This window comes from Halobacillus litoralis, assembly GCF_020171725.1.
GTDB lineage: Bacteria > Bacillota > Bacilli > Bacillales > Halobacillaceae > Halobacillus > Halobacillus litoralis_F.
The window spans coordinates 515516-528483 of sequence record NZ_JAIVAJ010000001.1; the positions used below are offsets into that span (position 1 = coordinate 515516).

General features: G+C 43.8%; 12 protein-coding genes, 1 pseudogene and 1 riboswitch. Of the genes and pseudogenes, 3 read left to right on the plus strand and 10 right to left on the minus strand.

Annotated elements, in window-relative coordinates; genetic code table 11:
• Nucleotides 1–33: 33 nt before the first annotated feature.
• The 5 genes from LCM20_RS02775 to LCM20_RS02795 all read right to left on the minus strand — a co-directional run bounded on the left by LCM20_RS02775 (nucleotide 34) and on the right by LCM20_RS02795 (nucleotide 4543).
• Nucleotides 34–624 (minus strand): metalloregulator ArsR/SmtB family transcription factor, encoded by a 591-nt coding sequence (locus LCM20_RS02775; RefSeq protein ID WP_225193899.1) that lies wholly within the window; start codon nucleotides 622–624, stop codon nucleotides 34–36.
• A 193-nt stretch (nucleotides 625–817) separates the two neighbouring features.
• Nucleotides 818–1849: a C40 family peptidase gene (locus LCM20_RS02780; protein ID WP_225193900.1), complete on the minus strand. Its 1032-nt coding sequence runs from the start codon at nucleotides 1847–1849 to the stop codon at nucleotides 818–820.
• Nucleotides 1850–2101: 252 nt separating this feature from the next.
• A complete protein-coding gene (gene thiT / locus LCM20_RS02785; RefSeq protein WP_225193901.1) occupies nucleotides 2102–2668 on the minus strand; it encodes an energy-coupled thiamine transporter ThiT in 567 nt (188 codons plus the stop codon).
• Between the two features lie 78 nt (nucleotides 2669–2746).
• Nucleotides 2747–2846: riboswitch (TPP riboswitch) on the minus strand.
• A 64-nt stretch (nucleotides 2847–2910) separates the two neighbouring features.
• The gene (locus LCM20_RS02790) at nucleotides 2911–3642 is read right to left on the minus strand and encodes an alpha/beta hydrolase (RefSeq protein ID WP_225194187.1); all 732 of its coding nucleotides are present in this window, start codon (nucleotides 3640–3642) and stop codon (nucleotides 2911–2913) included.
• 70 nt (nucleotides 3643–3712) lie between these two features.
• Nucleotides 3713–4543 (minus strand): SDR family oxidoreductase, encoded by an 831-nt coding sequence (locus LCM20_RS02795; RefSeq protein WP_225193902.1) that lies wholly within the window; start codon nucleotides 4541–4543, stop codon nucleotides 3713–3715.
• Nucleotides 4544–4675: 132 nt separating this feature from the next.
• On the opposite strand from LCM20_RS02795, the gene yfkAB reads away from it, so the two are divergent.
• Entirely contained in the window at nucleotides 4676–5803 is a 1128-nt protein-coding gene (gene yfkAB / locus LCM20_RS02800) for a radical SAM/CxCxxxxC motif protein YfkAB (RefSeq protein WP_225193903.1), read from the plus strand.
• Nucleotides 5804–5883: 80 nt separating this feature from the next.
• Here the strand turns inward: yfkAB and zupT are convergent, their stop codons facing one another.
• On the minus strand, nucleotides 5884–6693 hold the full coding sequence (zupT, locus tag LCM20_RS02805; RefSeq protein ID WP_225193904.1) for a zinc transporter ZupT: 810 nt from the start codon (nucleotides 6691–6693) through the stop codon (nucleotides 5884–5886).
• A 118-nt stretch (nucleotides 6694–6811) separates the two neighbouring features.
• Complete coding sequence (locus LCM20_RS02810; protein ID WP_225194188.1) at nucleotides 6812–7456, minus strand: SIMPL domain-containing protein; 645 nt, start codon at nucleotides 7454–7456, stop codon at nucleotides 6812–6814.
• Between the two features lie 117 nt (nucleotides 7457–7573).
• Here LCM20_RS02810 and LCM20_RS02815 point away from each other — a divergent pair, with 117 nt between their 5' ends.
• On the plus strand, nucleotides 7574–9040 hold the full coding sequence (locus LCM20_RS02815) for a flavin monoamine oxidase family protein (protein ID WP_225193905.1): 1467 nt from the start codon (nucleotides 7574–7576) through the stop codon (nucleotides 9038–9040).
• Between the two features lie 62 nt (nucleotides 9041–9102).
• Here the strand turns inward: LCM20_RS02815 and LCM20_RS02820 are convergent, their stop codons facing one another.
• Both LCM20_RS02820 and LCM20_RS02825 read right to left on the minus strand, forming a co-directional pair.
• A complete protein-coding gene (locus LCM20_RS02820; protein ID WP_225193906.1) occupies nucleotides 9103–10269 on the minus strand; it encodes a S1C family serine protease in 1167 nt (388 codons plus the stop codon).
• Nucleotides 10270–10279: 10 nt separating this feature from the next.
• A complete protein-coding gene (locus LCM20_RS02825; RefSeq protein ID WP_225193907.1) occupies nucleotides 10280–11443 on the minus strand; it encodes a zinc ribbon domain-containing protein in 1164 nt (387 codons plus the stop codon).
• A gap of 634 nt (nucleotides 11444–12077) precedes the next feature.
• Here LCM20_RS02825 and LCM20_RS02830 point away from each other — a divergent pair.
• Nucleotides 12078–12356, plus strand: a pseudogene (locus LCM20_RS02830) (3D domain-containing protein); the annotation flags it as partial.
• Nucleotides 12357–12447: 91 nt separating this feature from the next.
• Here the strand turns inward: LCM20_RS02830 and LCM20_RS02835 are convergent.
• On the minus strand, nucleotides 12448–12684 hold the full coding sequence (locus tag LCM20_RS02835) for a hypothetical protein (RefSeq protein ID WP_225193908.1): 237 nt from the start codon (nucleotides 12682–12684) through the stop codon (nucleotides 12448–12450).
• Nucleotides 12685–12968 lie beyond the last annotated feature (284 nt).

A 12968-nucleotide genomic window follows, 5' to 3' on the forward strand; every position in this document is an offset into this window, starting at 1 on the left:
AAATCCTGATTTAAAAAAACAGGCAGCTTCAAGCTACCTGTTGACCATCACCGGCCACATCTCTACCGGATTTCTTTCATATTGATTGTTCTCACGATACATGAATTGATGCATGATCCACTCTCGTCGAACGGTTGCAAAATCATCAAAGAAGGTTCGAATGTAATCGTTCAATTCTTTTTCCTCATATACTTTTCCATTTTCTAAGCCTTGGACAAAATACGATAATACGACAAGTTTTTTCTTCAACTGTGAAGGAAGCTGCTTCAGCCTGTCTTCGTCTGTAATAAAGTTATTCAGGACTTTTTCCTTTTCTTTGTCTGTCATTTCCATTTCTTTCTTCAACACTGTCTGATCATCTCCTATTCGTAGAACTGCAGTAGCTGTGGATTCCAGTTTACTCTCATTCAAGTAATAATAAATGGTGTTTCGGTCTCTCCGTGTGTAGACGACTCCGGCATCCTTCAGCTTCTTTAAATGATGACTGATGGTTGGAGCGCTTAAGCTCAACCTTTCCGCAAGCGCCTGACCGTGAAGGGAGCCATTTCGAAGCAGAGCAATGATCCGCAGCCTTGTCGGATCCCCCAATGCTTTGTGAAATGAAACCATTTTTTCAAGCTGCATAAACACCCTCCTAATTTGATGACTTACTAATTAGATAATAATCTAATTTCAAATATTAGTCAAACCATTTTCGTAACCTTGTCGTTCTTCTCGTATAGAACAGCCGTATTGGCATGCTTTGAAATCAACAAAAAAACCTGAAATCCAACTTTTTTGGATTTCAGGTTTAATTGATTTGCTTTACGGTTAATTATTAATGAGAAGTAGTTTGAATACCATTATAAACTGCTACAGAGAAGTCCATACGGGAAGCATCTGTTTGTCCATCGTAAGAGTTAGTTTCATAGATACCTGTACGGTCGATGGCGTTCATAAGGCTCATCTCATGGAAATAGTTCGTGTTTTCCGTAATATCTTTGTAAATCATATCCTGGTTTGAAACAGGGTGATTCTCAAGTTCGAAAGCTCTAGCAACGATAAGCGCCATCTCAGTTCTAGTCATCTGTTTCTCCGGCTTGAATGTTCCGTCCGGGAATCCTTTGATAATTCCTGCTTTTTGGATAGCAAGAATGTCTTCATAGAAGCGTTCTCCCTGGGATACATCACTGAATGCCGTGGATCCAGAAGCATCAAGGTTTAGATAACGGTTCATGATTGCTGCAGCCTGTTCTCTCGTAATCGAATCATCAGGGCGGAAAGTTCCATCTGTATAACCGTTGATAATGTCTTCATCTGTCATCAATTTAATCGCTTCAAAAGCTGCGTGCTTTTTGGAGAGGTCTGTGAACCAACCGGATTCTTTAGACCCTTCGGATTCGTTTGCGTTAGCCGTGTTGAAGTTCGTAACACGCTTAGCCCCCGCATATTTTGGTCCCCAGTAAGAAGAGCTTAGAGAATCGATAGCAATCCCTCTACTAGATGTAGCACTAATCATATTGTTGTCCCCGATATAAATTCCAACATGTGAAATTCCAGAACGATACGTCCCCTTGAAGAATACTAAATCTCCTACTTGCAAGTCCGACTTACTTACAGAAGAACCTGCACTCCACTGTGACAACGTTGTACGTGGAAGGGATATTCCCATCTGATCATAAACATATGACGTATAACCGGAGCAATCAAACCCATGTGGAGTCGTTCCACCGAATGAGTAGGGTACACCTATGTATTGCTTAGATACTTCTAATAGTTTTGACTGCGTTGAAGCAAAAACATCTTTGGCTGGCATCAATACTAACAACAAAACAGAAACGAGCGACAACAAATAAAGCTTTCTAACCAACTGATTCCACTCTCCATTCCCCAGATTTCAATCTATTTTTCTCTTTTTTCTCTGGAACTAGTGTAACAAAGAAATAGAGCTTTGAATTTTACGGTTATATTACAACTATGTATCAAAAGAAACAAAGATCGACACCATCTCGTTTCAATCCTATTAATTTGTTCTCAAAAAACGCGCTATATCAACTTTCAAAACTGTTACAAAGAGATAACAAAAGCTCAAGCCTACTGTAATAGACTTGAGCTTTTTTCGTTACAACGTAATTAATTTAGGACGTTTATATAGTAGTAAAGCCAAAATGACCGTACTCAATAAGAAGCTTGGGAGCATGTAGCCTCCATTGTAAACTAAAGAATATAACCAGACTGGCTGCCCCTCAGGTGCCAGGGACCCATAAAACCACAGTCCTGCAAAGAAGTGACCTGCAAACCGCAGAAAACTCCCGATGAGCCCGCCTAAGAAAATGAGCGTAATCATTCTTTTAACATGCTTGGACTCAATTGCTTTTCTCATCGGATAAGCAACAATCCCCGCAAAGCCAAGTACTCCAAAGGCAACCACATAGTCTAGCAGGGTTTGGAAGATCGTTACGATGTAAGCCCCTGTCAAAATTTGATAGAATCCGAACAGAACGCCTGTCGTAATCCCGCCTTTTAACCCCCAACGGAAAGCCATTAGAAATACGGGTATCATTGAAAAAGATACAGACCCACCCTGCGCCCATACTTTAAATGATAGAAACGGAATGACATCAAGCAGCAAAGCTAATGCAGCAAATATTGCGACCTCCACCAAAAATAGAATTTTTCGATTCCCCATTGCACATCCTCCTTTTTTGCATAAAAAAAGCAATGCCAAAAGGGGAGCTTCCTGATGGGAGATCCCGTTCCATTGCGCCATCAAAAAAGCCACCATTCCTACGCCAGTACTAACTGACAGGTTCGAAGGGTCTGAACAAACGTCCACTCTCAGCCTAACGGCTCCCCCTGAAGGCTATTCATTACTTTTTTAAACTTCGTTATAAGTATACAACATCTTCTATTTTCTGACAATCATTGAACCTATTCACTGGACATCGTCTTCGTGTATCTCTGGAAAAATTCCAAACTACGCTCGATGATTAAGTCCTGATCGTAATCCAGTGTCGCAACATGGTAACTATTTTCTAAATGAACTAGTTCTTTTCTCTCTGAAAAGACCGATTGAAAAATCATTTCTGAATTATGAGGCGGTACTACATGATCTTCTTCCGACACAAATAATAAAAGAGGACAATGCACGGACGAAAGTTTCGATCTGACCCGTTCCATCAACTTCCGTAATTCGATGACGGAAGTGGTCGGAGTTCGATCGTACGTCAACTCTGCAGCCCCCTTCTTGATATCGGATCCGATTGAATCGATGAAGCGTTGCTCTGGGTCTATATGCGCTAATGTAGGAATATCCATAGCCGTATTGATGAGGACTCCACCTATGACTCGTTCAAATTCTGTCGCTGCCTCCAGCATTAACGTACCTCCCATGGAAAGTCCTACAACAAAAACAGCATCACACCGTCCTAACAACCAGTCCATCGCATCTTTCGTCGAATTGATCCAATCCTCGTAAGTGGTTGTCTCCAGGTCTTCAACTCCTGTACCATGACCTTTCAACCTCGGTGCCATCACGGTATAGCCTTCTCTTGCATAAGCTTCCACTAACGGGCGGATACTTTGTGTCGTTCCAGTAAAGCCATGACACACTAATATACCGATCTCATTACCTGCGTATTTCAATTCTTCTGCTCCGGTCATCACCTTTTGTTCCACACAAAGCCCCTCCTCTCATGTTGACTCTACCCTTTTCAGCTGATTGTAAAAACCGTTAAGAAAATAAATTCTTCAGCACGAGGCGTTCAAACCATCGCCATGGCAGTAAACGTTTCAAGATAAGGGTGCCCTTAGCACTCCGACCTACAGGGTAACGCAGTTTAGATACGGAAGATTGCGAAGCTAGACGAGCCATCAACTCAGCCACTTTGTCAGGGTCTCCGTGCGATTGGCTTTCGAGAGTCCTCCATAGCTTTTGGAAATAAAACGCGTAAGGAGAGTCGGGTTGAGTGACGGCATCTGAAAGTTCCATTCCGGTGGACCATATATTGGTCTGAAATGAGCCGGGTTCAATGAGTGCCACATCAACTCCAAACGGCTTCATTTCGAGGCGGAGGCTCTCTGTCCACCCTTCCAATGCATATTTAGATGATACATAAGGGCTCAATCCAGGAAACCCTATTCTCCCACTGATACTACTTACGTTGATGATCTTCCCACTCGCTTGTTCACGCATCTTCGGAAGAACGACCTGTGTAACGCCTATGAGCCCGAATAAATTGGTCTCAAACTGCCTGCGATAGTCCTCGACAGATACTTGTTCGACAAAACCACCAATGGCGAAACCGGCATTATTAATCAAAATGTCCACTTTTCGTAGTTTTTGGACCCGATCGCTGAACGCTGCGATTGATACGGGGTCCGTGACATCCAGCTGCCAGAAGTCTATGTTATTTCTCACAACTTCAGCACACGTGTCATAGACAGACGCTTTATGTAAGTCCCTCATCGTTGCGATGACGCGAAAACCTTTTTCAGCACACTTCACAGCCGTCAGGTAACCAAAACCGCTGGATGCGCCGGTGATGATGATTGTTCCTTTCACATTGATCCCTCCCTTTTTTACTATTCTATCACGCCTTTCCTTTTTCAACTTATTTATGAATACTAGGTTTCTACCATGAATAATGGTAGAATGAAGGACGATTATTTATTATAGAAAGGAAGTTTCATTTTTATGGAATCAGGTATGAAGCTTCAACCCTTGACTCCGAAGTTCGATCCTTGGGAAGCTTATATGGACGTTAAAGAACACGGTTCTATGACGTTATCAAATATTGAATTTACAACAACCACCTTATGCAATATGAGGTGTGAGCACTGTGCAGTTGGATACACCCTCCAAGCTAAAGATCCGGAGGCTCTGCCGATGGAACTGATCACAAAGCGACTGGATGAAATTCCAGACCTCAGAACATTGAGCATCACTGGCGGAGAGCCGATGATGTCGAAGAAGTCGGTCGAAAACTACGTATTGCCCTTATTGAAGTATGCTCATTCGAGAGGCGTTCGAACCCAGATCAACTCGAACCTCACGCTTCCATACGAACGATACAAGTCCATCATCCCTTATTTGGACGTGCTACATATTTCACACAACTGGGGAACGATTGATGAGTTCATCCACACAGGATTTGCCAGAATGGAGAAAAAACCTCCAGAAAAGAGCCGCAGGATGTTCTTTGATCGAATGGTCGAGAATTCCCGGGCATTGTCTGAGGAAGGCGTTCTCGTTTCAGCTGAAACGATGTTAAACAAGCGTACGTTCCCTTATTTAGAAGATATCCATGACCATATCCTTGAGATGAAATGCGCAAGACATGAAGTGCACCCGATGTACCCGGTTGATTTCGCGAGCAGCCTTGAGACATTGAGCCTCGACGAAATGCGTGAAGGCATCGTTCGATTGCTTGACCACCGCGACCCTGATACGTGGATGTTGTTTGGTACCCTGCCTTATTATCCGTGCAGTACAAACGAAGACGACCTCGCCCTTCTGAACAGACTGTACAAAGAGAAGAACGTAACCGTTCGTAACGACCCGGACGGGCGCTCAAGGTTGAACGTCAATATCTTCAGTGGGGACATCATCGTAACAGACTTCGGGGATGAACCCGGGCTCGGGAACATTCAAAACACCAGTCTTCCAGACGCTTACCAGTCCTGGATGAATACAAAGACAGCCCAATCACTGAATTGTCACTGTCCAGCTGTCGAATGCCTTGGGCCGAACGTACTCGTGAAAAATTCTTACTATCAAGATGTCGACTTTCAAAAGCGTTCTGCTAACATTTCAAAACCATAACAGCACAATCCCGTTAGGACGGTTCTATATCTAAAAAGAAAAGTCCCATTCACTTTCACCAGTGAATGGGACTTTTCTTTTTAGATAAACAGCAACAAACTCAAGGCCATGACAGCCATTCCGGCAACAACTCCGTATATGGATAAATGGGCTTCCCCGTATCTTCTAGAAGCAGGAAGCAGTTCATCCAGCGAGATAAACACCATAATCCCTGCGACACCAGCAAACAAAATACCGAACATCATATCGTTCAGGAACGGCATGAGTAAAAGGTATGCGAGGATGGCACCTACAGGCTCAGACAATCCACTTAAGAAAGATAGTTTAAATGCCTTTTTCTTATCACCTGTTGCGAAGTACACGGGTACAGAGACCGCAATTCCTTCCGGGATATTGTGTATGGCAATTGCAGCTGCAATCGCAATTCCAAGCGTCGGATCGTTCAGAGCCGCTGTAAAGGTGGCAATCCCTTCCGGAAAGTTATGAATGGCAATCGCTAAAGCTGTGAACGTTCCCATCTTCAGAAGGTCCGCATCTTTAACAGCTGATTGGGCCTTCGACATATCCTCTACTTTCTTCACTTCATGAGGATTACCAGCCTTCGGGATGAATTTGTCGATAACGGCAATAACGAGCATCCCTCCGAAGAACCCACCAACGGTCATCCACTTGCCGGGTACTTCTCCCATTGCCGCGACAAGAGACTCCTGTGCTTTAAAAAAGATTTCAATCATGGAGACATAGATCATTACACCTGCGGAGAATCCAAGGGATAAAGATAAAAATTTCGTGTTGGTCGTGGAAGTAAAAAATGCCAGGATACTTCCTATCCCAGTAGCCAGCCCTGCGAGTAAAGTTAAACCGAAGGCCAGCATTAAATTCTCAACCATGTTGTTCCCCTCCTTCAACGAACGACTTCATCATAAAGCCATTGTAAGATAAGTTTTTGCTTTGCGCAACTTTTTTAGTTTCAGTAATATTTTATGACTTTGACAACATTATGTTCCTTTAATAATAGGTAAATTGGGCTTGTATTTCAGCTGTAACTTCTGTTTGACCAGATTCGATCGGTGTACTGACCGCACCTTTGACCATACTGTTACTGAACGCTGACGCACTTTCCCGTTCACTCGTTCGCCCTTCAAAAATCTTGATCGGCAGCGGGTAGAGCCTGACGTTCAACGTATTACTGAGGGTGCGGGCTTTCTTCTGAGCATCAAATAAACTGCGCCTCAGCGCCTCCTGTTCATATTCACTGCGATTCTGAATATCAAACGTAACATTTGAAACCCGATTCGCCCCTTGTGAAACTGCGGCGTCCATCACCTCACCTACACGCCCGATATTCCGAATGGTTACATTCAATAGGTGTGTCACTCGATATCCTCTAAATAGTTGAACCCCATCTTGATAATCATATTCAGGAAAGATATAGTATTCGGCCGTTTGAATGTCGCTTGCTTCCACTCCCACCGCCTGAATGGTCTCAATGACGCGCTTCGTCACTTCACTATTCTCCTGCTGAGCAAGGGTTAAACTTTCATTCTCTGTCACAACGCCTAGCTTAACTTCTGCTGTGTCCGGTTCCACTTTCACACTGCCATGACCTGTCACCCATAAAACAGGCATAGATTGAGATGGATTCTCATACATCACGACATCACCTCTTTTCTTATTTATTACATGTTTGGGTCAAGTTGATTATGATTGAATTTTTTCATACTGTTTAGATTTACTTCATACATAAAAAGGAAGGTGGTGATCACGAGCATGAGAGAATTCTCTTCCTTTACTTATCCGAAGGACTTTCTGCGTATCATTCAAGAGGGGCTCCCTCATACTTCCCAGCCAAAATGCGTCGCTATTATAGGGGCGGGGATGTCAGGTCTTGTGGCGGCTACACTGTTAAAGAAAGCGGGGCATCAGGTGACGATTGTCGAGGCCAACTCGAGACTAGGGGGACGTGTCTACACAGCCCGTCATCCCTTTACAAAAGGGAACTACCTCGACATGGGGGCGATGAGAATCCCAAGTACTCATCACCTTACACACACATACATTGAAAAGTTCCAACTTCCGATCAATGAATTTCTCAACTCCTCTCCTAATGATCTATTTTTCGTCAACGGCGTTCTTACGACGAGGGAATATTACGAGAAAAACCCGCAAATTCTTAAATTCCCTTTGGATGAATCAGAACAGGGGAAGACGGCCACAGAACTTTTTTTAGAAGCTGTAGGGTACTTTCTGGAACTTTACGAATCAAGTACTCCAGAGGAACAGGAACAGTTGAAGAAGGATTATTCCCACTATTCTATGGGAGAGTACTTGAGGCGAAACCCTCTGGGGCCTTCCTTGTCTGAAAATGCCGTACGAATGATCAGTGTACTCCTTGGAATTGAAGGGTTTCCTGAGTTCTCCTTTGTCGACATCCTGACTGATATCATTTATCCGATATTTGCAGACGACCTCACGTTCTATGAGATTAAAGGCGGCAACGATGCCCTTCCTTGGGCATTTTATCCGATGTTAAGAGAAAACATATTATTCAATCAGAAAGTGACAAAGATCACTCAGACGGACAAATGGGTCGATTTGGAGATTTCTAATAAAAACACAAATCAGCCTTCAACGGTGAGAGCCGATTATGTGATTACGACGGTTCCGTTTTCAGCTTTCCAATTTATCGATGTTGAACCCTACCAGTCTCTATCTTTTAATAAATGGAAGGCTGTTCGTGAACTGATAAACGTTCCGGCTGTTAAAGTCGGGATTGAGTTCAAAACAAGGTTTTGGGAGCAGTATCCGTACAAGAACTTACTGACCGACCAGCCTTTACGATTTATGTACCTTCCAAGACCATCCGACAATCCGAACTCTCCTGCCGTCATGCTCGCCAGTTACAGTTGGGGACAGAATGCTTTATTGTTCAACAGCTTAAAAAAAGACCAAATCATAAATGAAATATTAAATACGCTGTCGAAAATCTATGGTCCTCAGGTATACGAGCAATTCTTAACCTGTGTCGTGTACAACTGGAGTGCTTCCCCCTACTCAGCAGGATGCTTCACTCTCTTTACACCGGGTCAGACCCGGGATATCGCAAATGACATTGCCACACCCGAAGGAAGGCTACACTTCGCAGGAGAGCACACTTCTTCCTTTCATGGGTGGATCGAGGGGGCCGTAGAGTCCGGTATTCGAAGCGCATACGAGGTAAATGGAAGGAAGGACTAGCAGCTCTTCTTAGTGAAGTCATAAAAAAAAGCATGGAGCAGATCTACCGCTCCATGCTTTTCTTATTGATTTGAACCATCCGAACCGCTCGATTCAGTAGTCAGCTCTTCTCCAGAACCGTTCAAAATTTTCAAGGATTTATTTTCATACTTCACCGGGTACGTCACTTTGTACTTCTTAACGGACACTTCTCCGTCTTTCGTTTCCTCAGCTGTTAAAAAGGCTGTCACTTGAATGATGTTTTCTTGAGGGTCTGCTACCAAGTTGTCAATTTTCACTGAAAGCGTATTGAAATAACCAGATCTGAACTGCTCAAAAGAAGTCTGCTCCTGCCAGCTGCTTCCAAGCAGTGAGTAAGCTGTAACGAAATCTCCTTGGTTAATGCTGTCGTAAAAATATTGAACAAGGTACGTCGCCTGCTCCGCATCAGTTACAGCAGTGGGTGTATCTGGACTGGATGTCAATTCAGGGAACTCCGGCAGAGACTGCATGGGCTGCTCACTCCACTGTTCGACCATTGGAAGTACATCTGAAATTGGAATACTGAACCCAATCGTTTCCTGACCGATTTTTGCACTGTTGATCCCGAGCACTTCTCCTGTCTCTGCATCAATCAAAGGTCCTCCGCTGTTACCTGGGGAAATCGGAGCAGATATTTGATAAACACCATCGTATTCAAAAGGATCGATTTGCAAATGACGATCAAGTCCACTGATTTCCCCTCGAGTCACCGTGTTCTGTAGCCCCAATGGACTACCAAGTGCCAACACTTCATCGAGCAGCTCTACGTCTCCTTCGCTTCGAATCGGGAGGGGTTCTTTCCCCTCAAGCCCCGGTACTCTCACGACTGCAACATCCGTATTTCGACTGACTCCAATGACCTCTCCCGGCATTTCCTTAGACTCTGTTGTCATGACCGTTACGTCTCTATGATTGGCTACGACGTGTGCGTTCGTGACAACGTCCCCTTTTTTGTTATACAAGAAGCCGGAACCGATGCTTCCATCTTTTAATTCGATTTGAACGACAAGTTTCTGAGATTCATAGATAATTTCTTTTGTTTTCTTCGGTACCTGCTCTTCGCTTTTATCGTTCTGCTGGGGTTGGCTCAATACGGGTTCAGCTTGAATTTGTGATGGCACTTTGTTCACCACAAAATAACCTGCCACGCCTCCTCCCACTATGACACAAAACGTTAAGACGAGGCTTATGATCCATGAACGATTCATATGCACCCTCCTATTCCACTAACCATTCCAACTCGGTGACATTCACTTGATAACCTTCGCCTTCCAAGTTGTAATAAACCTTCTCGAATGTTCCCTCGTCACCTGGATTTAAGTAAACGGGGTACACTTTGGCTGAGTCTGTTTCTAATACTTCTCCCGCGTCATTGGTGATGTCATAAGTGACCGTGATGGTACTGATGATTTGTGTAGCAACACTTTTCAGCTTCCCGGTCACTTTGAAATCCCCGAACTCATCCTTCTCCATGTTCGTTTGAAGGATCTCGAGCGCATCAGTCTGATTTCTCAACTCATCTTCCGCCGCTTGTTGCATTGCCTTTTCCAGACGTTCCTGCTGCTGCTCTTCGAAAGCTGACTTCTCTTGTTGGATTCGTTCTTTGAGCTGTAGCAGCTTCTCATTGTTCATAGCATACTGCAAAGCCTGATCTACAGAAGCGATAGCCTGTGTATATTGTTTGTCACCTAAAGCTTCTTCCGCTTTTTGTGTGGAGATAGAAACCATTTTCTCTGTAATCTTCTCGCGTACCTTTGAAGCTTCCTCTAAGTTCAAACCAGACAAAGCGTTAAACTTAGAAGCGAGCTCATCGATATCCGTCATTTGACTCAGCTCCTGGTTGATTTTCATGACCGTGATGCGTGAGTCTAAATTGTCGGCTTCCGAGATCAACGCAGAAAACAGCTGGCTGTCTCTCTCTTGTATCGCCTGATGAACACCTGAGAGCGCTTCTTCCGCTTCGATTAATTTTTCTTCTTCAATCAATGTTTCTACAGTTTCCATGTCACTCTTTATCGATAATACGGAGCGCACACTTGCGAGATCAGCTTGCAGCGCCTCCACCTCAGGACGCTTCTCCACGGCCTTTTGAAGGATCGACTCTGCTTCTTTATATTGGCCGCCATAGGCTAATGCTTCGGCCTCCTCTTTATCATTCATTACCTCTTCATTGACCCCTTGCTCATGAGTGTAGACAAAAAATAGTGCGGCCGACACGATCAGAAAGACTGATAGGGGTAACAAGAATGGTCCCCATTTCTTCTTTCGTGACTCCGACTTATGTATAGGTGTTTGTTGATTCCCTTTTAATTGTTGACCACAGTGGGAGCAATAACGGGAGCCCTCATTCAGTTCGGTTCCACAGTGTGGACAATAAATCATGGGCCCGTCCTCCTTTTATTCAAAACGTTCTTGGAATTTATTACATCAAGCTTATTATAGCATGCTGAAAGCGGGTTTCGACAGCTATTCTTTTACTAAAATCGCACGAATTATATACAAATCGAAAGTCCTATGTCAAACGCACGGTCACCGCACTAGCGGGTGCATAAACTATCGTAATCAACTGGGAGAGGAGTGTCTTTATGAGCGAGCGAAACGACAAGAACCAACCGAAGAAGAAGCCCTCACGCCCTTCGTGCTGTGGAAGGAAGCGAAAAGGAACATCCCGCTAACACTCTCGGATGTCATTGAATTGTAATACAAATGTCTCATTTATGTCTTTGCTATTGATTTTCCATACTTGTTATACTTCTTTAAGAATTCATATCGAATAAAGGAGTATGCCTGTATGAAAAAGCTAGGTATCTTGTTCACGTTTTCGTTCCTTTATGCAGTTGGAATTATGTTTCTAGGTGTCCAGGACGGACCGATGATATATGCAGACGAACAAAAGAAAGTAGAAGAAACAAACAAAAGAGATCATAATATAGAAGAGAAAGAAATCGCCACAAAACGATTCCCAGAGAAAAAGAAGCAAGAGCAGAAGAAAGAACAACAGAACGTTCAAACAGTCAACGTAGAAGCAACGGCATATACGGCATTTTGTGACGGATGCAGCGGGACCACGTACACCGGAATCGATCTTCGCGCGAATCCAGGCCAAAAAGTGATCGCTGTCGATCCAAACGTCATCCCGCTCGGTTCTAAAGTACGTGTGCCGGGATACGGTGTCGCCATTGCAGGCGACATCGGAGGAGATATTGAAGGCAATCGAATAGACGTCTTTATCCCTCAACAATCCGAAGCCTTGGAGTTTGGACGCCGTCAAATCAAAGTGGAGATCTTATCCTGATCAACTCATTAATTACACGACGTTGATACGAATAGCAAAAAAACATTTATAGTTATGAAAAAAGGAAGCTCAGCTGATGAGCTTCCTTTTTTTAGTCTCTGGAAAAGCGGGTTCTTCTTGCACACTTATCTAAATAAAAGCTTTCCACCCCACGTGTGTGAAGCGCCACTCCATCCTCTAAAAACCACCACGTTCCACGATCAAGCTGCTTCACGATAAACTCAGATGCTTCCCTTTCATCCATCGCTTCGCTCAGCTCTAAATCATGCGTTACGACGCGCTTGCTATCTAATAGGAAAATAACGTGCCACTCGTTTTTCTTTGGCATTCTTTCACTCCTTCCATGATTCTTTTTTTATCCATACCCTTTCTTATTTTGGGTTAACCTTCCTATTTTAAACCTATTTTCGTATTTGTATCTTAAAGACGGCACAAAAAAGCTGCGTCGTCTTGTACGCAGCTTCCATATCATTCATTCATTTGGGGGAGGTGCACCAGAGGTTCTCCACGCCGTTCTTCGACTTGATTTTGAATGGACAAGGAAAAACAAACGAGTGAAATTACGGAAGCCGACAGGTATAAGACATCCCTCCAAAAATAGTATTGTGAACA

Excerpts from the sequence above, each read along its gene's own strand:
- LCM20_RS02835 (WP_225193908.1), bottom strand. The coding sequence starts at position 12,684 with ATGCCAAAGAAAAACGAGTGGCACGTTATTTTCCTATTAGATAGCAAG.
- LCM20_RS02820 (WP_225193906.1), bottom strand. The coding sequence starts at position 10,269 with ATGAATCGTTCATGGATCATAAGCCTCGTCTTAACGTTTTGTGTCATA.
- LCM20_RS02790 (WP_225194187.1), bottom strand. The coding sequence starts at position 3,642 with ATGACCGGAGCAGAAGAATTGAAATACGCAGGTAATGAGATCGGTATA.
- zupT (WP_225193904.1), bottom strand. The coding sequence starts at position 6,693 with ATGGTTGAGAATTTAATGCTGGCCTTCGGTTTAACTTTACTCGCAGGG.
- LCM20_RS02775 (WP_225193899.1), bottom strand. The coding sequence starts at position 624 with ATGCAGCTTGAAAAAATGGTTTCATTTCACAAAGCATTGGGGGATCCG.
- yfkAB (WP_225193903.1), top strand. The coding sequence starts at position 4,676 with ATGGAATCAGGTATGAAGCTTCAACCCTTGACTCCGAAGTTCGATCCT.
- LCM20_RS02825 (WP_225193907.1), bottom strand. The coding sequence starts at position 11,443 with ATGATTTATTGTCCACACTGTGGAACCGAACTGAATGAGGGCTCCCGT.
- thiT (WP_225193901.1), bottom strand. The coding sequence starts at position 2,668 with ATGGGGAATCGAAAAATTCTATTTTTGGTGGAGGTCGCAATATTTGCT.
- LCM20_RS02815 (WP_225193905.1), top strand. The coding sequence starts at position 7,574 with ATGAGAGAATTCTCTTCCTTTACTTATCCGAAGGACTTTCTGCGTATC.
- LCM20_RS02810 (WP_225194188.1), bottom strand. The coding sequence starts at position 7,456 with ATGTATGAGAATCCATCTCAATCTATGCCTGTTTTATGGGTGACAGGT.